The organism is Zooshikella harenae, assembly GCF_018837975.1.
Classification (GTDB): domain Bacteria; phylum Pseudomonadota; class Gammaproteobacteria; order Pseudomonadales; family Zooshikellaceae; genus Zooshikella; species Zooshikella harenae.
Window position 1 is genome coordinate 36,898 of sequence record NZ_JAGSOY010000024.1, and the last position, 21,720, is coordinate 58,617.

14 protein-coding genes are annotated in these 21,720 nt (G+C 37.4%); 10 read left to right on the forward strand and 4 right to left on the reverse strand.

What is annotated here, in order from left to right; translation table 11 throughout:
* Positions 1-62 precede the first annotated feature (62 nt).
* Positions 63-1,337, reverse strand: coding sequence for an imelysin family protein (locus KCG35_RS11825; RefSeq protein ID WP_215819907.1), 1,275 nt, complete (start codon positions 1,335-1,337; stop codon positions 63-65).
* Between the two features lie 258 nt (positions 1,338-1,595).
* On the opposite strand from KCG35_RS11825, the gene KCG35_RS11830 reads away from it, so the two are divergent.
* Positions 1,596-2,204 carry a hypothetical protein gene (locus KCG35_RS11830; protein WP_215819908.1) on the forward strand — a complete coding sequence of 203 codons (609 nt, stop codon included), beginning with the start codon at positions 1,596-1,598 and terminating at the stop codon, positions 2,202-2,204.
* 37 nt (positions 2,205-2,241) lie between these two features.
* On the opposite strand, the gene KCG35_RS11835 is transcribed toward KCG35_RS11830, so the two are convergent.
* The 3 genes from KCG35_RS11835 to KCG35_RS11845 form a co-directional block, all read right to left on the reverse strand.
* Positions 2,242-3,444, reverse strand: coding sequence for a type IV pilus assembly protein FimV (locus KCG35_RS11835; protein WP_230409162.1), 1,203 nt, complete (start codon positions 3,442-3,444; stop codon positions 2,242-2,244).
* Positions 3,445-3,909: 465 nt separating this feature from the next.
* Positions 3,910-5,955, reverse strand: coding sequence for a putative bifunctional diguanylate cyclase/phosphodiesterase (locus tag KCG35_RS11840; RefSeq protein ID WP_230409158.1), 2,046 nt, complete (start codon positions 5,953-5,955; stop codon positions 3,910-3,912).
* 678 nt (positions 5,956-6,633) lie between these two features.
* Positions 6,634-7,485 (reverse strand): 6-carboxytetrahydropterin synthase, encoded by an 852-nt coding sequence (locus tag KCG35_RS11845; protein ID WP_215819910.1) that lies wholly within the window; start codon positions 7,483-7,485, stop codon positions 6,634-6,636.
* 252 nt (positions 7,486-7,737) lie between these two features.
* Here KCG35_RS11845 and bioA point away from each other — a divergent pair, with 252 nt between their 5' ends.
* The 9 genes from bioA (at position 7,738) to pigC (ending at position 21,668) form a co-directional block, all read left to right on the forward strand.
* Entirely contained in the window at positions 7,738-9,030 is a 1,293-nt protein-coding gene (gene bioA / locus KCG35_RS11850) for an adenosylmethionine--8-amino-7-oxononanoate transaminase (RefSeq protein ID WP_215819911.1), read from the forward strand.
* Positions 9,031-9,033: 3 nt separating this feature from the next.
* A complete protein-coding gene (gene pepQ / locus KCG35_RS11855) occupies positions 9,034-10,395 on the forward strand; it encodes a Xaa-Pro dipeptidase (RefSeq protein ID WP_215819912.1) in 1,362 nt (453 codons plus the stop codon).
* Between the two features lie 283 nt (positions 10,396-10,678).
* Entirely contained in the window at positions 10,679-11,554 is an 876-nt protein-coding gene (locus KCG35_RS11860) for a PEP-CTERM sorting domain-containing protein (protein ID WP_215819913.1), read from the forward strand.
* A gap of 826 nt (positions 11,555-12,380) precedes the next feature.
* Positions 12,381-12,704, forward strand: coding sequence for a carbon storage regulator (locus KCG35_RS11865; protein WP_215819914.1), 324 nt, complete (start codon positions 12,381-12,383; stop codon positions 12,702-12,704).
* A gap of 350 nt (positions 12,705-13,054) precedes the next feature.
* Positions 13,055-14,368, forward strand: coding sequence for a hypothetical protein (locus KCG35_RS11870; RefSeq protein ID WP_215819915.1), 1,314 nt, complete (start codon positions 13,055-13,057; stop codon positions 14,366-14,368).
* Between the two features lie 1,016 nt (positions 14,369-15,384).
* Positions 15,385-16,536 (forward strand): prodigiosin MBC biosynthesis dehydrogenase PigA, encoded by a 1,152-nt coding sequence (gene pigA, locus KCG35_RS11875; RefSeq protein WP_215819916.1) that lies wholly within the window; start codon positions 15,385-15,387, stop codon positions 16,534-16,536.
* Between the two features lie 133 nt (positions 16,537-16,669).
* On the forward strand, positions 16,670-17,089 hold the full coding sequence (locus KCG35_RS11880; RefSeq protein WP_215819917.1) for a DUF6041 domain-containing protein: 420 nt from the start codon (positions 16,670-16,672) through the stop codon (positions 17,087-17,089).
* 115 nt (positions 17,090-17,204) lie between these two features.
* A complete protein-coding gene (locus KCG35_RS11885; protein WP_215819918.1) occupies positions 17,205-18,869 on the forward strand; it encodes an NAD(P)-binding protein in 1,665 nt (554 codons plus the stop codon).
* A 78-nt stretch (positions 18,870-18,947) separates the two neighbouring features.
* Positions 18,948-21,668, forward strand: a complete 2,721-nt coding sequence (pigC, locus tag KCG35_RS11890; protein ID WP_215819919.1) for a prodigiosin ligase PigC — start codon at positions 18,948-18,950, stop codon at positions 21,666-21,668.
* Positions 21,669-21,720: the final 52 nt, after the last annotated feature.

Sequence of the window (21,720 nt, forward strand, 5' to 3'; positions counted from 1 at the left end):
AGCCCCTTTAACGGGGCTAGGGTGTATATAAGCTACTTTTTTAATTAAAAATGTTTTTTGAATTAAAAAGCATGATCAGCATTATCTGGGTTTAAGTTATTGATGCCAATCACTTTTGCGGCTTTTTCAATCCCTTCTGTTTGTGCAACCAGAGACTGTATTGCATTGCCTATAATAGTATGGCCTTCTTTATTATTTGCAGCGATCATTTGGTCAAATGCCATACCCTTTTCGGCTTTATCAATCAGCGTTTGCATCGAAGATTGAGTTGTATTAAATAGCTTTTCAATTTGTTGTGCCGTTTTAGGTTGCTTAGCTTTTACCAGATCCGCCACACTTGGGCCTGTTACTGTTGAGCCATCAATACGTTGGTATTTACCAAAGAAAATATTATAGATGCCTTGTGCATTATAATAATGGGAATTGTGGGTGTTATCGCTAAAGCAGTCATGTTCATCTTCAGTAGAATTAGCTTCTAATGCGACTTTCATACGTTCCCCAGCAAGTTCCCCCAAAGCCAGGCTACCCATACCATAAAACATTTTACGGAGACCTTGTTTGGGTGAATCGCTGAGTAGTTCATGACGGTAGTTGTCGGATTTTTTCGGAGCCCACTGAGTGACCATATCCGTTAAATCATTAACCAGAAGCTCAGAGGCTGCTTTTAGATAGGCGACACGACGGTCACAATGCTGGTTAGTACACTGTTTGCCAGGCATAAAGTCAGTTGCTTTGCGCTCGCCAGCACCAGCCTGTGTACCATGTAGATCTTGTCCCCACAGTAAAAATTCAATGGCGTGGTAGCCTGTTGCCACATTAGCTTCAGAGCCACCGAGTTCATTCAGTGACGCTAATAATTCTGGTGTAATATTTGTTGCATTAATTGTTTTACTACCAACTTTGATTTGCTTATTAGCAATAATGTTGGCACTTGCTCCACTGTTGCCAAGTTCATACTCATAGCGCTCGCTGTCTACATAGTCTATTAAACCTTCATCAAGAGGCCATGCATTCACTTGGCCTTCCCAGTCATCCACGATTTTGTTACCAAAGCGAAATACTTCAGTTTGCTGGTAAGGAATTCGTGCTTGTAGCCAAGCTTGTTTTGCTTGCTTAAGGGTTTCTTCATTCGGCTTTTTCGTTAGCTGATTTATTGCTTTTTGCAGTGTTTGAGCTGTTTGTAACGCATCACTGTAATTGGCATAAGCAATATCAGCATAGTGACCCACAATGGCTTTCAGAGATGGTGCTTGATTTTTTTCAGCGTTGGCTTGCACTGATAGTGGCAAGGCCACTATCGAAGTAAGTAAACAGGTAAGCGCTGTCTGACGTAGCATGTGGGGTAAACTCCTTCGGTAATACATCATTGTTTGGATCAGAAGCTAATAATAACTATTAACATATTATAATGATAATGCTTATCGTTTAAAGGGTGATCAGCAAGTAATGATGTTTTTCCTTAAGCTGTTTTGAATAAAGGTGGTATTTGTCGCTTTATCACATCCATTTAGTGAGTTTTGTCGCAAAATTCATTCTATAGTAAAGATTAATGAGGTAATGTGTGAAGTAGTTTGTATAACTGATTGATTATTCATATGAAGACAGTAATAGCATTTCTCATAAGTAGTTTGATGGTATCTGGTTGTGATATGGTACTGGATACAACAGAAACAGCACAGTTTAGCCAGAATGGGATATCGTTTCGTTATCCTGCTTCATGGGATGTGGATTATAAAAATACTGATGGACAGCACCAGTGGATATCATTGGAAGGTGTATTTACATTAGGTGTTGATATCAATATAGAGTCCCGTGTTCAGGAAAAAACACGTACGCTTTATGGTGGTGATGCGATTAATATCATGGCTTATGCACAGGGCTATTCTGATACCTTCAAGCAACTTGAAATACCAGGTGCGACAATAGAATCAAAAGGCTTTGAAGTGTTAGACACGATTGAAGATAGTGCGCTTGGCAATGTGCAGTGTGTTCGTGAGTTTTATCAGGTTAAGGGCTATACCCAGGAAGCGTTTCTTCGTGACTACTGTGGAATGCAGACCCCTTCGCACTCAATTTACTTTGTCATGCAGCGCAATCAGCGGGAGCAGACACGACTTGAGCCAGGTTTAAAACTGGTGATGGGTAGCTTTGATATGCGCTCTGATTTGTCAGAAAATGCCGCTACCCAAACAGTAAGCTTATAAACTTAATCCTCTCAACCAAACGTCCTGAGTCGTGTGATTAGGGGACTTGGGTGAGTGATTGTTGAGGTACTGTTTCTGGTGCCTCAAGTTCTTCCAGTTTAGCTTGAAGCCTTGCCATCTGCTCATCTTTAAGAACTAGCAGACGTTTTAATGTTTTAATTTGTTCCTGTAAATCACCCAGTCGCGATTTCAACTCGTCATTTTCGCGTTTAGCTTTGTCCAGTTGTTCTTGGGTGACGGTGAGTGTCGTATTGTAGGATGCGTCTGACGTATGAGTTTGTACCTCAGTATTTCCACTTGCGGTTGGGTCAGCATGGGTAACAATGGTTAGCCTGTCTGTCGCATTTTTACTTTTGGAAAAGACTGGAGAGTCTTGATGAGTTGCATCTAAAGGGGGGGCAGTTAACGAGTTTGGATCATTTGTCTGAGCCGCGAGTAGCTCTGTTGATTCTTGTGGGGTAATAACAGCGATTTGCGCTTTGCTTGGTACTCTTAACACTTTACCCCGTTTTAATAGATTGATGTTGTTATTGATAAAGGCGTGAGGGTTGAGTGCTTGTAAAGCAATCATCATTTGTTGGATGCTGATTGATTTGCTTGGACGAACGTCTCTTGCGATTTCCCACAAGGTGTCGTTTGCTTTAATCGTGTAGCTTTCTGTTTGCTGTAATGAAGGACTATTACTGGCTGGGGGTGCATTGCCGGTTTGGGGGTCTGATGAGCTATCGGCTATTTGATACTGGGTGGCGTTAAAATCCAGTGTGGGTGTCGTTGATGTCGGCGCGGGGGGATCAAGTAGCAAAGTATATTGGCGGAGGAGTCGTCCTGTCGGCCATTCAGTTTCAATAACAAAATTTAAAAAAGGCTCTCGTATGGGTTGATTACTGGTGACTTCAATATAGGCTGTGCCATTAGGGCGAGTAACGGTCTTGAATTGTAAGTGCTGTAAAATATTTACAGGCTCAACCCCAGCCTGGTAGAAAGCAGATTGGTTCGCCAGGCGCGCATGTATTGCACTGACAGATGTTGTACGATCGTTAGGAATAAGCACTTCAATATGTGACTTTAAAGGCTCATTCATCACTGAAAAAAGGCTTGCATCCCCCAACTGTAAAGCATGTATTGGCGCTGTGAATACAGTTGAAACTGAGGATAGTATCCCGGAAAATAAAACGGCTTTTTTGTTTGTCATGGTATTTTTTAGCAAGCTGTAAAATGTCTGGTAGTCTGCTTTTGGCATCACAATAAAAATGCTGTACTACAAAAGAAGACTATGCTCTTCCGTGCCAAAGACTTAATCTATCTTGATCCATAGCGTTTTCGGACTGCTTTTTAAGGGGATTGTTTAATCACCCTTGATACTGCTTACAACACTTTCTAAGGCGTTATAGGTATATAAGACGCTCGTTGTAAAGTGTTAAATTCTTACAGTGGCTATCTTGCCATTTATGATGTATACAACAGGAACCGTTCACCTGTAAAGCTTGAATATGATTTTAGCAGATAAAATCCTGTATTTACTTCGTGAAAGTCAGATATTGCCGTGTATTGCATTGTATCCATTGCAACTAAATTTATAGCTATAAAAGATATTTATTATTACTGTGAGTATAGTGGTTATTAAGAGTATAGCGGCTATCGTCAGTAGAGATTAAGCATTATTAGCTGGCCGTGGATGGTTCTAGCCCATTATTGTTTTCATTTTTCAGGCGGCTTTGTGGTTTTTTTTTACGTATTGTTGAAACTGTTCGGATGAAACGGGTTTGCTGTAGAAATACCCCTGGCCCTCTTCACAGCCTTGACTGATAATATAATCCTCGTGCTCCTGGGTTTCTACGCCTTCTGCAATAACTTTCAGTCCTAAGCTTTTACCTAGCTGAATGATTGCTCTTACGATGGCAGAATTATCTTCATCTTGAATGACATCTTGCATGAACCCTTTGTCAATTTTTATTTTATCGAAGGGTAGTTTTTTCAAATAACTTAGAGAGGAATAACCTGTACCAAAATCATCAATGGCGATCATTACGCCAGAACGTTTAATACTTTCAAGTCGTGCTGCAGCGAGAGATACATCATCCATGATACTCGTCTCAGTGACCTCTAGCTCCATACAGTAAGGTGGTATTGAATATTTTTGTAATGTTTCGGTAATGACTTCTTCAATATTTTCCTGGCGCAATTGTATCGCTGATAAATTCACCGCCATACGGAATTCTTCAAAGCCCATATTATGCCAAAACTGAAGCTGTTGAGCAGCTTGTTGAAGTACCCACTCTCCAATAGGGATAATGGATAAATTCTTTTCAGCTAATGGAATGAATAATTCTGGAGAAATAAAACCTTTATCTGGATGTATCCAGCGTAAAAGTGCTTCTGCGCCAATGACGCGGTTTGTGGAATAATCAATTTGAGGTTGGTAGACTAAGTGTAACTCTTTATTTTCTAACGCTTTAAGCAGGTCTTTTTCTAGTTGTTTGCGGATACGCATTTCAGTATCCACACTGGCAATATAGAATTGGAAGCGGTTTTGACTGCGGGATTTTGCCAGTGTCATTGTTTGCTCTGCTTTTTGTAGCAGTTTTTCAGGATTACTTCCATCCTCAGGAAATAATGTGATACCTATGGTAGCCCGAATACCAATAGGTTCATTGTTGATAACAAAAGGTTCTTCTACATCATTTAAGACATTTTGAGCTAGCTCTGCGGCCTCGTAAGGTTGTTCAATATTATCCTGAATAATGGCAAACTGGTCTCCTCCCAAGCGGCCAACGGCGCGTACGCTGCTACGCTGGTTACGTAAACGGTCCGCTAGTGCCATCAAAATATGGTCACCAACTTTATAGGTAAACTGCTCATTTACGCCTTTAAAATCATCAATCCCACAGCATAAAATGGCTACGAGACAATTTTTGCCTCCCGCTTCTTGTAATATTCGCTGTAGTTGTTTTTGTAGCATAACCCGATTAGGTAAACCTGTCAGAAAGTCATATTGGGCAAGACGAAGTACGTGAGCCTCTGCTTTTTGGCGCTTAGTATTATTGCGGTCTATTGACTCAAGTAGCTGATTGGCTGTTCGGATCCAAATCCCCATCTCATTTTTTTCGTTACCCTTCAGCATGGGAATCTTTTTTTGACCAGGATGATCTGGATTAATATGGGATAAATTATCAATTATTCGGGTAAGGGGTTTGGTCAATAGAATGGTGTAGATTAAATAGAGCACTGTAGCCATAGCGATGGCACGTAAAATGCCAGAGGCAAAAATGATAATACTACGATTTACAAACTCTGAACCACTGAGCGCCGTGTCGATAGTGATCATCAGATCACCATAGTATTCGCTGTAAGGCAGTCGTCCGAATAGGTTTACTTTGTATGTTCGTTCGGTATTAAAGATTTTATCAGTAAACCATCGATAGGGGGTGCTGGTGAGAGGCCGACGTTTCTCTGCAAGCATGGGTTCATCTGGGTGCCCAATAGCTGCATAACGGATAGATTGATTTTCGAATAAGCCTTCAACAACCTGCGATGCCATTTCTTTATCCAAGCTATACACGGCCTGAATCGCTGGGTCGCGAACCATAGCCAGCATCGCATAGGCTTGGTTATCAATGGTCTCGTCGGAGCTGTATGCATCAAAAACGATTTGCGCGACACTCAAGACTACACCCACGAGGAATGCAGAAAATAACACCACGCGCAGTAACTTAACAGATAACCGATCTCTTTTAGGTATTGTTAAAGCCAATCACAGTCCCTCTTTTACAACGTGACGTTCTTGGGGTCTGTACCACTTCCAGTATGCGAAATGTTTTATCATTCGTCAAAACGCTTAAATATTCAGATTTGTAATAATAAGCCACTAAATTAATTAGTGTACTTATTCAGTAAGGTAACAAATTGAATAAGTATACCCTTTGTTATGAGTATATTTTGTTTTATTAACACTATCTAAAGGTGGAACACCCAATATGGATTTTTCCAAAAAAGGGTATAGTGCCCTTTAAATACTTCATGAGTAACTTATTAATCAGATTAGCTAAATACTGGATATAAGAAAGTCAAAAATATTATTTTATTCGTGGTATGAGTAGTCTCCTAATATGGTTGCTCTGTGCTCCATTATCATGGTGAAAAAGAAATGGTTACTATTTTTAATTAGTATTTTAATTTAAGTATTCATTCACGCTACGACTATCATAAATCAGCTTATAAACAATTGTTTTAGTGTGTATCATTGCAGCGTTGGGAGCAGCCCTCGGTGGACACTTCGCTATGTTGTTGAGGGCATTTCAGAATGCATGTTTTCCTTATACTCTGCGGTCCTTCGAGCAGTGTTTTCTTGTGCTCACAAAAAAATCACCACTTTTAGGGGGGCGCTTTTGCTTAATTGTGTTTTGAAATAAATAATGTGTGTTCAAAAAAATTATACTGTAGCAATTGCCCCTTTTTTATAGCCTTCATAGGCTTGTACAGTAACATCTTGATTTGGGATATCTTTTTTTATTTCTTGTGCTAAGTGTTGGGCAATTAGCTCTACTGTTGTGTCTGTTTGGAAAAAATAACAGCGTTTTTTATTAATGGTCAACTCAAAATAGCCTTGCGGTGCTTGGTAACCACATTTTATATAGGTAAAGCCATTCTGCTCAAATTGTTCCAAAATATCTGTTTCAGTCACAAGGTAAATATCCCGCCATTGCTTGGCCCATTGTTGTGCTAATTGGGGGGCGGGCTTACCATCTAGCTTAATTTTTAGCGGTGATCGGTGTCCATGTGCAATGCGCTGGCAGTCGCCATGATGCTTTTTCAAACCATGACTGTAATGGTAATAGGACTCTTGAATCGCTTGGGGGTATAGGTTTACAGACACAGAATCGACATTGTCAGGTACAACACTTTTTAGGTGATTTTCAACTACCGCTTTTAATGTTAATGGCGTAATGCTATCAACAGGAATAGGGACAATGGCAGCTTTAGGGGCTAGACAGTGAATAATGCCATCCTGGGATGTCGAGAGGGTTACTTCACGCGTTTTATCATGATCAACCAGTTGGATAGCATCACAATGGGAAGGTACAACAAGTGTATGATCAATGGTACTGTCAATGGCTTGCTTAATGTCTTTTTTTACATTGCCAAAATCAAACACCATACCTTGTTCGTTAAGTGAGCCATCAAGTACTACATCGACTAACCAACTTTCGCCGACGAGACCACGCTCAGGGCATAAATAGGAAAAGTCAATAACGGTTAGCTGTTCAACAAATAAAGATGCCATAAAACTTAAGTCTAGTGATTAAACAAGTGATTTTACCTTATTCTAGGGGGACGAAAACACCCTTACTTTGTATTGATGGTGTCTTTATTAAAAATAGGCCATTACATCATTGGCTGGCTAAATCTGTTTGTAACGCTGTGAGGTGGTTGAGATATAGTGTGTCAGCCGTTAGCATCTTTTTTAGATGTGCCTTAAACCATCATTTAACATGTTTGAGTAATACCCATAGCAGATAACTAAAGGAGTAAGACTTTGACTAAGCCGCAGGTGAGCGAGGATGATCTTGGTTTTGATGCTGCCCATATTTGGCACCCCTATACATCTATGCAAAACCGTTATCAGATGTTTCCAGTGGTTTCCGCCTCAGGGGTTCAGTTAACGTTGAATGATGGACGACAGCTGGTGGATGGTATGGCATCTTGGTGGTCTGTCATTCACGGTTATAATCATCCAATATTGAATGCGGCTATTCAGCAACAGTTAGGGTTAATGGCGCATGTGATGTTTGGTGGGTTAACCCACAAACCGGCGATCGATTTGGCTCGAAAGTTAGTCGCTATTACTCCAGAGCCTCTGCAACAGGTTTTTTTCTCTGACTCTGGGTCAGTGGCCGTTGAGGTTGCTATAAAAATGGCATTGCAATATCAGCAAGCTAAAGGAAATACTCAGAAGAAACGGCTACTAACAGTAAAGCGGGGCTATCATGGAGATACTTTTTCGGCTATGTCTGTTTGTGATCCTGAGCAGGGCATGCATATGTTATTTCAGGGGGTACTGACTGAACAACTCTTTGCTCCAGCACCTCAAAGCCCTTTTAGTGGTGCATGGCAACCTGATGAGTTGGCCGCCGTAAAGCAGTTATTTAAACAGCATCATTCCGAGATAGCCGCTTTTATTATTGAGCCTATTGTGCAAGGTGCTGGAGGCATGCGTTTTTATGCAGCAGAATATTTGGCTGAAATTAGCAAGCTTTGTAATCAATATCAGGTTTTGCTCATAGCAGATGAAATAGCCACAGGTTTCGGCCGAACCGGTAAACTTTTTGCCTGTGAGCATGCAGGCGTTGCACCTGACATATTGTGTGTAGGTAAAGCGTTGACTGGTGGCTACATGTCGTTTGCTGCAACCTTATGTACAGAAGAAGTTAGTCAAGTAATTTCCAAGGAAGGGGTGCTGATGCATGGTCCCACATTTATGGCTAACCCACTTGCGTGCAGTGTTGCTAATGCCAGCATTGATTTGCTGCTTGAGCAAGATTGGCAAGGTACTATTGCACAGATAGAACAAGGTCTTACACAGGGACTAGCATACTGTAGCTCACTACCACAGGTGGCGGATGTTAGGGTTTTGGGTGCGATAGGGGTAGTTGAGTTAAAACAACCTGTTGATATGCACCAGGTACAGCCTATGTTTGTTGAGCAGGGCATCTGGGTTCGCCCTTTTGGCAAATTGGTTTATGTTATGCCACCTTATATTATTTCAAAAGAACAGCTTACCTTACTTTGCCAAGGCATTTGTAATGTGATTACTCAGTTGGGGGAATGATAGATGGATATTCAAGGACAACATGAATGGCAATCTTTATACAAAGAGCATGTAGCTGTGTTAATGGAAAGGTTGCAGCAAAGTTTAATTGAAAATAAATTTGATGGTGTGTTGATTTATTCTGGTACGTCACCAGTCGCATTTCGAGATGACAACCCTTATCCTTTTAAAGCAAATCCTCATTTTAAGCATTGGTTGCCATTGCCAGAACATCCTGGTTGTATGCTCTGGATAACACCAGGCATTAAACCAAAACTATTTTATTTACAGCCAAAAGATTTTTGGCATGCAACTCCGCCAGAACCTGAAGGTTTTTGGCTCACTGAATGGGACATAAATATTGTTCATTCTGTGTCTGAGATTCGACAGAAGTTAGCCATTGATTGGAATAAAATGGCTTTTATTGGTGAAGTAACAGAAGAATTATTTGACTGGCCTGTTCAACATATTAACCCTAAACCTTTGCTTGCTCATTTAGAATATAATAGAGCTTATAAAACGGCATATGAACAGCAGTGTTTAAGAATGGCTAATAGACGAGCCGTTATGGGACATAATGCGGCTTATCAAGCTTGGCGCTCAGGAAAAACTGAGTTAGAAACACATGGTGCTTATTTAATGGCATGTCAGTTAAGAGAAAGTCAGTTGCCTTATGATAGTATTGTGGCTTTCAATGATCATAGTGCCATTTTGCATTATGACCATTATTTAACAAGTGCAACAGCTGAAATGAAAAGCTTTTTACTTGATGCGGGCGCTGTTTACAATGGTTATATTGCGGATATTACGCGAACCTATTGTGCAGGTGAATCTCAAGTGTTCAGTGAGCTTATCCAAGCACTTGATCTTGCACAACAAAAATTAATTTCAGAAATCAAACCAGGAATTTCATTTGTAGACTTACATGAAAGGATGCATGAAGCAGTAGCGGTATTGTTAAACCAATTTGAAATTGTTAATTTGCCTGTAGAGCAAATTATTAATAATGAAATTACACATGTATTTTTCCCTCATGGACTTGGGCATTTGATTGGTGTGCAAACGCATGATATTGGTGGGTGGCAGAAAAATATCAATGGTGAAATGTTTGAATCTCATTCAAAACATCCATTTTTACGTTTATTGCGGCCATTAAATATTGGTGTAGCTGCCACAATAGAGCCAGGTATTTATTTTATTCCAATGCTACTAAAAACATTACGTGAAAGTGAATATAGCAAGTGGGTTAACTGGCCGCTAATTGATAAATTATGTGGTTTTGGTGGTATTCGTATAGAGGATACTATAATTATTAATCATCAAAGCACTGAAAATATTACACGAGAAGCTTTTGCTCTAGCCTCCGAAATAGATTTTTCTTTATAGCTAATTTATTAAAATGCAAAAACGCTAAAAAAGCGTTTTTGCGGCTTTCTTTTTTGAATTATTATATGCGAACAAAAGAAATATATCTTTCATGGAATTGTATTATATGATTTGAGTGATATTTTGTCGTTTGTTTTTACATTTTTAAATTTAACTATTCTGTAGTAAACATAAAATAATATTTTTTTATCTTGAAAGACAAAGACTTAGTTTTTTTTACCCTTTTTGGCACAGTAATTGTTATTACGCAGGGGTAGCATGAGTTTCAATAAAGGGTAAAAAAATGACTAAGCTAAAACCACTGATTTATGCCTGTGCGCTGACTGCACTAAGCTGCGGTATGACGTATGCTGATGATATTTATCTTGATGTAGGTACAAGTTTTAATGCAACAGATGCGGACTCATTAACTGATGATTTTGAAAAACTATTGTTTAGTGTGATTGCCACATCTACTTATACAATTGATGACAATATTTTTGGTGGTGATGATACTGCGCTTGATACTGGTGACAAGGTGGTTGATACCGGTCACTCAAATATTGGTTCTTTAGAGACAAGTGCTGCAGCGGCTTTAGTGGGTCCTGCGTTAGAAGGATTTAATAACGACTGGGGATTAACAATTGATTATACAATCAGTGGTTATACCGTTGTAGGTCCAGGTGGTATTCCAGATGAGTTAGCAGCGGTCTTTACAGATGGTACAGCAAATATCTTTTTTGATGACTTTATGGGGACAGAAACGAAAGTATTGGAATTAGCCCTAACATCAAGCATGATTGAACCCACAAATGTATTGTTGACTGGTATTGTTGATTACAGCTGGTGTGATCCAGCATGTGGATCGTTTGTTGAAGATTTCTTTAACTTCTCAGATCTTATTGCAGGAGAGCATGCTTTTTATGACATCTGGGCGCTCGATCTTACGCCTCCAATTAGTATTATGTGGCGTTTAGATACCAATATTGATGAGGCAGCTGTTGTTTCGCCTGAGCCTATTTTTGAAGGTTCTACTACGTGGACACGTGAAACAGAGCTATCCCCCACGATTCAATTTGTACCTGAGCCCGGCACATATGGGACAATGTTGTTAGGTTTAGGGTTATTATTCTTCTCTCAGCGTCGCCGAATGACCTATGCATTAACAGGTGAGCATTAATAGATGTCTGTTCACATGCTATGTATATATACTCATAGTAATGAGTATATTAAGTGAGAAATATTAAGCACAAAGGAATGTGCTTAATCTCTTAGTTATTTCCTTCTTCCAAAAATATCTTATTTATCCTTCCTCTAACTTTGTGTGGCCTAATAGCTACAAATGACAGCTAAGCGTGTACTTTTACATACAAAATGTAAATTTATATACATTCTTGATGTTCTTTGTATAACTATGCAGTTAAGCACAGCAAGTAAAATACTTATCAATAAAATAGGGATAGTTTGTATTATATATTGCTTTGTGTTAGTTCACATGAACTTTGTGCGTCTATATTAAATAAACTCATTTATGTTGAGAGTATAATTGCTGCTTGTATTTATAAGCCATTAATATATTGAGAGAAATTTTAAAAATAAAGGTTTAAGTCGTGTATACCTGGTTTTATGGCACTTAATGCATTGACTTTAGTATAAAATGAATGTGGGTAGTTGTTTTTATATTGGAGGTATTTACCTATTTTATCCTTGACTAATTTCATGTAATAAACCAGAAGATTAAAAATATGCTACCTATTAAGTGTTTTAATTGAGAATTAGTTACGTTGTTTTTTGGGGCTCTATATGTCAACGAATTTTTGAACATTTAAACTGTACCCTAGTTGTTTATAACAGACTAAGCGTACAATAAATAAACAGTTTAATGGAATGCATAAATAGAACAAGCAAGTACTAGAGAGCATTCATTTAGGTTTTAAGCTAATTCGTCGTTGCTAACAATCTAATACTCTATTACCAACGATGTATATTTCATAAAGGGACTTTTTATGCTGAGTTTAACGTTAAGTAGTGATCAAGCTATATGTATTGGAAATGATATAGTGATAGTATTTGAGTCTGTTTGCGAAAGTAGACAGCGAGTCAAAATTAAAACGTTTGCTCCCAAAGAGGTGTCGATCAAACGGTTAGAAATTTATGAGGATCGTGATCGTATTGAAAATGAATTAAAAGAATACTTCACAAAAATTAGACGAAGAAGAACAGGCCGCATTACAAAGAAACCTTATCGTTATATTCGTGCTGAAGCTAATAAAACTAAAATTCATTTTAAAAAAAGGAGACGTTTAGCGGATGATGATGACAAGAGATGAGGGTTGTTTTGAGGTATGTGTCACACAAATATTTTGAGTTGTTTTGTGGCTTAATAGTTTTCTTGCATTACCTATAAATACATGGTAGTTGAATACTCTTGAGATAAAATTGAGAGATAAGTCATATGTCACCTTCAAGGCGCATCTAAATATATTTAATTTAGAAAGAGCTTCTCATATTGGTGGTTAAACACAGGCAACAACCCCCTTGTGCCCTAGGGGGATAAAATTGATTTGCGAAGAGTATACTGATTACTAGGTAAAAAGAATAAGTGTAAATGTATATAAGTCTAAAAAAAGTACTGTGCTATATCACTTTATGTATAATATTGCATGAAAGTATAGTGTGCGTGTCAGCAGAAACTAATACTCTAGTTTCTCAATCTGAATCTGCTGAAATTAGCACTCAGTTGGTAGCAATTAGTGATACTTCTTTTGGTTCTGCTCATCAGTTGTTGTATACATTTCTTATTACAAACACTTCATCTAATGAAATAGATCTCCGAAATGGTGTGATTCAGTTTATTACACCCTTTCATTTAGAAAGTGTAGAAGGTGATTTTGGGGCACTAAGTTGGCCAACGAATAAAATCTTCTTTTCAGAACGTCATCCAAAGGGCTATCGAAACTCGCTTACCCTTGCTTATAGTGCTGAGCCATCTCGACTTGGCGATGAACATACTATTTTAAAGCCTGGCTCTAGCATTCAGTTGAGTTTTGATGCACCGCTAGGGATTGAGCTAGAGGAAGTGCGAGCTTCTCTTAAACTTTTGCTAGATCCATCTCCCCAAATGAAAGTTGGACAGTTGTTGATAAAAACACCACTTCCCAAAGAAGCGTTATTTGTCAATCAGTCTCCGAGTATTGAAGTTTTTGGTGAAGAAGGCTTTCACCAGCAGGTTATCCTTGGCTGGGGACAAACTCATATTATCGATCAGTTGCCATATGGTAATTATTCTATTCATACCAATTCATTAGAACATTTCCCTGGGAGGGCTGACCAACACGTGGCTCTAACACGTTCTTCGCCTTCTGCTTCTTTATTGATTGACTATGAACATTATGTGGATACTACACGCTTTACAGTAACAATGCCGCAAAAACCAGTGTCAGCCAATATTCAAAAAAAAATCTACCTACAAGATTTAACGAGAGGTGGACTTCCTCAAACTAAGAGCATCGGTTGGGGGAAAGACCATGTATTGAATAATCTTATCATGGGCCATCGTTATCGGTTATGGGCTGATGGGTTTACTTATAATGGCACGCAATACTTGCCAAATATAACACATAAGAGACCTTACGAATTTACTGCAGATACTAATGTAGTAGATCAATTCTCGTTGCAGTATGTAGCAAAATCCGAATTAAGTAAAACTATGGTGCCAGTCCTGGTTGAGGTGAGAGGGTTACCCTTAGGTGCTCGTCCAATATTAAGCCTGAAAGATAAATTAACAAGACGGGTATATCAGTATCCAATTAGTCATGCAGAAACAACAGTATTCAATGTAATACCGGGAAAATACGTAGTTCAAGCAAGTGTTTACTCCGTAAATAAAAATAAATTTCTACCAGCTATATCCCTTAATGAAGTGGATGTGAATGAAGACAGCGTTAATAAAATTTCAGTGATTTATAGAAAAGTAAAGTGGCTTGATAGGTAGGGATTGTATGGTGTTAATCATACCTAAAATGATGCCATAATATTGTAATTTTAATTTAATTTAGATGTCATGCACGTCTTGTTTAGTATAACCTGTTTGGCTAGACTATGAATTTTGTATTAGATGTATATGATGTAAGATAACTTCGATCATAGAATGTAAAAATAAAGAGAGAAATGCTAAGCCGGTGGGATTGAAACTGGCGAGAATAGTTTAGTTGTGAATAAATAAGCATTGTGCTTACGATACGATGCGTATATAAATACTGAACTTTGATCGATGTTTATGACTCTATACTCAAAGCAAAAAAATAAAAATGTCAGGAATTATTCAAAAGGTGACTGATCGTTCCTGCTGCAAGCATTGGTTGTTTATTATTGTAATATTTATGTAATATAAATTTCTTAATAAAATTTAATTGACAAAAGAAGCTAATAGCAGTTTATTTTTGCTTTGAGAAAGTGTTATGTTATTAGGGCATGTTAGACTCGTAATTTTAGCCAAGTCTGCTCTGGGCTAGTTTGATTCGAGCAGCATTATCGGCTATTTCATAATATGTCAGTACAGGCAGCAGAGAAAGTATAATATCAGGCATATTGAGTGCCTAAGTTGTATTAGGTATTTGCGGTTAAGCAGTAGAGTAAAAGTTAGTCAAACAATTAATTGTTCATACATAAATATGAATAGCGTTGCTGTATATTAGTGTAGACAATAGGTATACGAAGTGGAGATTTGCTGTTAGGTATTTATTAAATTAAGGGATTGTAGAAAAGCCATTAACTACACTGGTACGAGCAATATAACCACTTTTAATGGTGGTAAAGCGAAGAATCAAACTTTGCTAATTTGTTTGAAGAATTTAGAAAGCTTCGCTGGCTCTCGAGGCGAAGTGATTGCATACTAAAAAAAGGCATAGATAAATCCTCAAGGAAGTATCTTATAAGAGGATAGTAGAATAATGCTTTACATAAGATTGTACTAAGTAGTATTAAAATAATACTAAGGAATGTTCGTATATGGATTTTACGCTAACATTAGAACAAAAAACACGCTGTCAGCATATTGAAAGCTTCGCTAAAGAAGTCTTATCTAAATCACAAAATGCCCATCTTGTTTCTCAAAAATTTAATCGCGACGGTTGGTTGCAAGCCTCTGAATTTGGGCTGGCTGGCTTACCCATTCCTGAACAGTGGGGAGGATCAGCATTGGGGGCCTTAGACACAATGCTGGCTATTGAGTCATTAGGGCGTGGTTGCTCAGATATGGGACTTGTCTTTTCTCTTTGTGCGCATATGTTCGCATGTGCTATTCCAATTTGGCGACATGGTACAGATGAGCAAAAAAATAAGTATCTAGCTAAGATTGCATCAGGACAACTGATCGTTGCTAATGCAATTACAGAGCCTTCTTCAGGTTCTGATGCATATAGCATGAAATCTTTTGCAAGAAAAGAAAAAGATTATTATATCCTAAATGGCTCAAAATGTTTTATTACTAATGCTCCCATTGCGGACCTCATGCTAGTCTATGCAAAAACTAAACAAGGTCAAGGTTATTTTAATAGCAGTGCTTTTTTAATTCCAAAAGATATGCCTGGTATAGAGATCACTACTGAGTCAGCAAAAACAGGGTTAGTAACGAGTCCATGGGGAAGTGTTCATTTTAATGAATGTTTAATTCCAAGCCACTCTCGAATAGGTGAGGAAGGTGCAGGCTCACCCATTTTTCATGACTCTATGATATGGGAGAGAGGTTGTTTATTTGCAGCCTATGTCGGGGCAATGGAAAGAGTACTTCAACAATGTATTGAATATAGCATAGAAAGAAAACAGTATGATCAATCAATAGGTCGAAATCAGTCAATCTCAAATAGGCTTGTGGACTTTAAGCTACGCTTGGAAACTTCACGCTTATTGTTGTATAAAGCAGGGTGGCTATATGACAATAATAAGCCTTATGAAGAAGCCATTGCTCAAAGCAAATTATGGATATCAGAGTCAGCTGTTCAATGTGGATTGGATGCGATCCAAATATTTGGTGGGCTGGGTGTATGTTCTGAGCTTGGAATTGATCGTCTGTTACTTGATGCGCTGCCATCAAGGATCTTCTCTGGTACTTCAGAAATCCAAAGAGAATTTATATCTAGGAGTATGGGATTACGTTCGTAAAACTAAATTTTTGTATAAAATAAAATAAAATAAAATAAAATAAAATATGGTATTTCTGTATATGCTCATGTTAGATGAAAAGAAATCATACTGAATAGTTTCTGTATGAACTATATATAAAGGATTATGCATAATGAAGTATTTTAAATACTTGTTTGGGACTCTCTATCTTTTGGCGGGTATTGCTAAAATATTTCCTCAAGTTGAAGATGTAGGTGTTGTGTTAAAAAATGCAGCTATTGCAAATCAAGACACTATTTTATCTGAGGTTAGTCATTTTTTATATGCCCATGAATTAATGATGACAATTATTGCAGGTGTAAGCTTATCTTTAGCTGGTATTACTTTGCTCATTAATCGATATTTGATTGCATCGGCTATCGGTCAAATTCTGATGCTAATCTGTTTTGTAATGATTTTGCATAAGGCTTATTGGCAAGTAATTGTTATGGATTCTGTATTTTTTATATTTGCGGTGTTTGTATTAAAAGAACAGTTTGCGCTAAAAAAACAAAAAGGGATTGCGCTAAAAAAAATATATCAAGCTGGATAGCTGATGCTTTAAATTTAAAAGAATAATTATGAAAAGATGATTGGCTCTATATAGAGCATGTTACATACTGTTGTTATTAAAATTATGAAAGTACAGTATATAAGGCAGATTAGTAATGAGCTTGAACAGTGTAAAAAAACTACCATCAGAAAAGTATGAAGTTACACAGCCTGACTATTATTCGATTGATTGTGAGCCTATAAAAAATCAAAAACATTATGATACTGTCATCGTTGGGGGAGGGCTTTCAGGATTGAGTGCCGCTTGGCAGTTAAAGTCGTATTCTGTGCTATTGCTTGATGAAAGGAATAAGCTGGGTGGTAATGCTCGCTTGGAACACCGAGAAGGTTTACGTTATGCGAGTGCTGGAAGTTGTTTTCAGAACCCAATTGAAGGAGGAGAGGTTGCAAATTTATTGCATGAATTAGGCTTATGGAAACAGTGGCAAGCAGCAGATCAAGAATCACTTGTATTATTTGATACTAAACGACTATTGAAAGGAATGGGAGAAGTTTGCATGGCTTTAGTAAATCAGCCGACAGCATTACTAAATCCTGCAATGTATAAGTTGTCATTTGATCTGATAAAAGGCGCTATTATGAATAAGCCTTTTATTGTTTCACCTAAAAAGTTAGGTGATCCTGTATTTGCAAAATTATTTAAGTATCTTGAACAATTTAAACCAGTTTCTGGTAAGTATCCTGCTGTACCATGGAGTGAAGAGTGTGATTGGTCAAGACAGGAAATGGAGCTTTTTGATAGCATCTCACTGCATGACTTATTTTTTGACCCAACAATAAGAGAAAGATTACCTGCTAGCCTGCAACCAAATGATGAGCTTGGTGAATTAGTTAAAGATGCTATTGAAACAACATTACGAGTTGAGTGTTTATCTATTAAAGATGTTTCTGCTTATGTCGGTTTACATTTCTTATTAGGGTATTTATTTGGAACATTAGTAACATTTCCAGGAGGGAATGGTTTTTTAAGTGAAAATCTCAAGACCCAACTTGCAAAACAGCCATCTTGTAATTGCCAGCCTAATGCAAAAGTCATTGCTATTGAAGAGGTTGGAAGCGGCTATGAAGTTGTTTATATGCAAGATGATGCATTGTTTAAAGTGACAGCGTCAACAGTTATTTGGGCCGCACCAAAGTATGTTGCACAACAAGTTCTTAATAATATTCCAAATAATCAACGTCAAGCTATTTCAGAAATAGAGCATAGAGATTATTGTATAGCTAATGTTTTTCTTAAAAAAGCAGTTTTGAAAAGTCATTTTGGTGGTTATGTGATTGAAGGTGCAAACATTAATAAAAAACCTTACAGTTGGTGTCGAAGTGGTGTTTGTTTAGTGGCTAATTGGAAAGATAAATCCTTTGATAAAGATATTGGTGTATTAACTTTATTAAAGCCTGTTTTTGGTGGGAAAGATCAAGGAAAATTAAAAGAAGCCAGTTTTGAAAAATTACAACAATCAACTTATCAAGAAGCTATTTTAATGCTTAATGCTGTTGGTGTGACTCCAGATTTGATTGAAGATATTAAAATATGGCGTTGGAATAAAGGACTTGTTGTTCCGAAAGTAGGGCAACTTAAAAATGATGTTTTTGTAAAAGCATCTATGTCTATAAATGGACTGTTTTTTGCTAATCAGGATACTAATGGCTTAGGTAATCTTGAGAGTGCTGTTGGTGCAGGCTTTAAAGCTGCGGAACAAGCCAAAAAGTGGTTGGAAACTCAACAGCCAGGAAATATTGCTAGTGCTGCATCTGCATAAAATAACAATTATTAAATGCTATACAATGAGCAAGGAATAAATGCCTTTATGGCACTATAAAAAGGGAGTTGGAGTACCATGAGCAGCCAGAAGTATGTGATCGCTTTAACGGGTAAGAAAGATTTTTCAAAAAGTGAGATTGGCGGAAAGGCTGTTTCTCTAAACAAGTTAGTCAAAAATGATTTTTTAGTACCAGAGGCGTACTGCATTACGACAGATGCCTACGAGTATTTTTTAAATTGCACTGGAATTTATAATTTATTAGAAAAACAAGCTATAAATACTATAAAGGTTGAAGAAATAGTTAAAGAGATTGATAAAGCAAAAATACCTTCAGATTTGGTTGATGAAATACTGAAGGTTTATAAGAATATGGGGCAAGGACAAGTTGCTATTCGTTCATCAGCTGTTAATGAAGATGGTTTATTTCAATCCTATGCGGGGCAGTATGAGACATATTTGTATGTTAATAGTGAAGCAAAGGTGCTTGAATGTGTTCGCCGTTGTTGGAAATCTTTATGGGCGATGAGAGCCACTCTTTATCACGCAAAACATGATATAAATATTGATGATTGTAAAATTGCTGTAGTTATTCAAAAGATGGTCGATGCTGATGCTGCTGGTGTGGCTTTCTCTCAAGACCCAGTAAGTGGCGATGAGAGTTACATTATTATTGATGCATGTTGGGGCGTTGGTGAAGGCGTTGTTTCTGGACAAGTTATTACAGATAGTTATCGCATTAGTAAAAGTGATTATGCGCTTATTGGATCAGAAATACGTGAAAAAAAATTAAAATGTGCAAGAAAGGATAATGGAGAAACTCATATTGTCAGTGTTGATAATGAATATATAAAAAAACAAGTTTTATCTGCTCAGCAGTATAAAAAACTAGCAAAACAGGTAGTGGAAATTAGTCAGTATTATAATCAGGCAATGGATATAGAGTGGGGGGTAGAAAATAATGAGTTATATATTTTACAGGCAAGGCCTATAACCTCTAAATTGTCTGACGCAATAACTTATTTTGCTGATGAAAATGAAACTGATCCCTATATCCGTGATAATGCATTATTTTCGAGAATGGATACTGGCGAAATTGTGACAGGACTTATGAGTCCATTAGGTCTGTCATTTTGTAAATTCTATCAACATAACATTCATGGTCCTGCGATTAAAACAATGGGACTTTTGGATATTGGAAATTCACAACATTACATGGGATATATTCAAGGACAAGTTTATTTGAATATTTCAGCTTCTGCTATGCTTCTCAGTCAATGTCCTCCCACTAGAGATTTAATGAAGTTCACGAAACGATATGCCACTGATGACATAGATTTTACAGGTTATTGTAATCCATATGGTGAGCCAGTGACAGGGTGGACGTTAGTTAAAAGTAGCTTATATTGGTTTAGTTATCAGATTTACAATTTATTTACTGCAGAACGCATTGTTAATAAAATGATAAAAATGCGTCAGGATGAGATTGATCGTTTTTACTCGTTAGACTTAAAGTCTATGTCTCTTTCCGAGTTAAATGATGAACTTGCTAGAATCGATAAGTATTTTTTAAAAGCATGTAAAGCCTACATGCCATTCTTTTTACAATCATTTGCACTTTATGACTTACTGGCTGAGTTATGTGAAAAATGGTTAGAAGGTAAAGGTGAGGGACTACAAAATAGAATTAAAGCGTCTATGAATAGTCTTAGAACCATTGAAGTAACGAGGGGTATTTATCAACTCACAGAGAAAGTGAACACAAATCCGGATTTACGTACTGTCTTTATAAATTCAGATGCTGATTGTTTACAAGCTAATTTAGAGAGTAGCAGTGTTGGCAGTCATTTTATTAATAGTGAATTTGCAGGTTTCCTAAATAAATATGGAACAAGAGGTCGACAAGAGTTTGAACTAAGTATTCCACGATGGAATGATGATCCAAGTTACTTGCTTAAAGTTATAAAAATGTACTTAGTTAGTGATGTTAGACTAGAAGAAAAAATTGCAGAAGTTGATAAAGAAAGAGTAAGTGATACAGAAATATTACTAAAAAAATTACCGCTTTTTACTCGGCTCAAATTTAGATTCGTTATAGCAGCATACGCTAAGATGGCTGAGCGAAGAGAAGATACTAGGCCCACTTATATCGCTGAGACATGGTTTTATAGAAAAATTACCACAGAAGTACTAAGTAGGCTGGATAATGATAATATTGTTTCCAAAGATGATTTACCATTTATTGACTTTAATTTATTTCGTAAGTACGTTTCCGGCAAGATAAATGTAGATGAGGCTTTTTCCAGAGAGCTTATAGACAAAAATAAAAAAGACTATCTTATTAATCGCAACAGCGAAGAGCCTCCAATGGCAATCATTGGTGGATATAAACCTCGAACTAAAAAAGTAGAAACTTCACCGACTGATATTGATGTAATTAAAGGCGTTGGTGCTAGCCCTGGAATTGTTGTTGCTCGAGCGAGAGTAATAAATGATCTTGATAAAGAAGCTGCTACTCTCCAACAGGGAGAGATTTTAGTTGCTAAGTTTACAGATGCATCTTGGACTCCTCTGTTTGTTCTTGCTGCAGGTGTTATTGCAGATATTGGGTCAATGTTATCTCACAGCTCTATTGTATCTAGAGAATTTGGTATACCTGCCGTTGTAAATACAAAAGTGGCCTGTTTACATATAAAAACAGGCGATATTCTTTATTTGGATGGAAATAACGGTGAAGTAAGGATACAAACAAAAGTTGTCAATAATAAGCTGGAATATGAGGAAGCATTGGCAATTTAATAAGTGATTTCGAAAGATATTTAAAACTCGTAGTGAAGAGCAAAAATTCAAA

Excerpts from the sequence above, each read along its gene's own strand:
- KCG35_RS11825 (WP_215819907.1), bottom strand. The coding sequence starts at position 1,337 with ATGCTACGTCAGACAGCGCTTACCTGTTTACTTACTTCGATAGTGGCC.
- KCG35_RS11830 (WP_215819908.1), top strand. The coding sequence starts at position 1,596 with ATGAAGACAGTAATAGCATTTCTCATAAGTAGTTTGATGGTATCTGGT.
- KCG35_RS11835 (WP_230409162.1), bottom strand. The coding sequence starts at position 3,444 with ATGCCAAAAGCAGACTACCAGACATTTTACAGCTTGCTAAAAAATACC.
- KCG35_RS11845 (WP_215819910.1), bottom strand. The coding sequence starts at position 7,485 with ATGGCATCTTTATTTGTTGAACAGCTAACCGTTATTGACTTTTCCTAT.
- pepQ (WP_215819912.1), top strand. The coding sequence starts at position 9,034 with ATGGATATTCAAGGACAACATGAATGGCAATCTTTATACAAAGAGCAT.
- KCG35_RS11860 (WP_215819913.1), top strand. The coding sequence starts at position 10,679 with ATGACTAAGCTAAAACCACTGATTTATGCCTGTGCGCTGACTGCACTA.
- KCG35_RS11865 (WP_215819914.1), top strand. The coding sequence starts at position 12,381 with ATGCTGAGTTTAACGTTAAGTAGTGATCAAGCTATATGTATTGGAAAT.
- pigA (WP_215819916.1), top strand. The coding sequence starts at position 15,385 with ATGGATTTTACGCTAACATTAGAACAAAAAACACGCTGTCAGCATATT.
- KCG35_RS11880 (WP_215819917.1), top strand. The coding sequence starts at position 16,670 with ATGAAGTATTTTAAATACTTGTTTGGGACTCTCTATCTTTTGGCGGGT.
- KCG35_RS11885 (WP_215819918.1), top strand. The coding sequence starts at position 17,205 with ATGAGCTTGAACAGTGTAAAAAAACTACCATCAGAAAAGTATGAAGTT.
- pigC (WP_215819919.1), top strand. The coding sequence starts at position 18,948 with ATGAGCAGCCAGAAGTATGTGATCGCTTTAACGGGTAAGAAAGATTTT.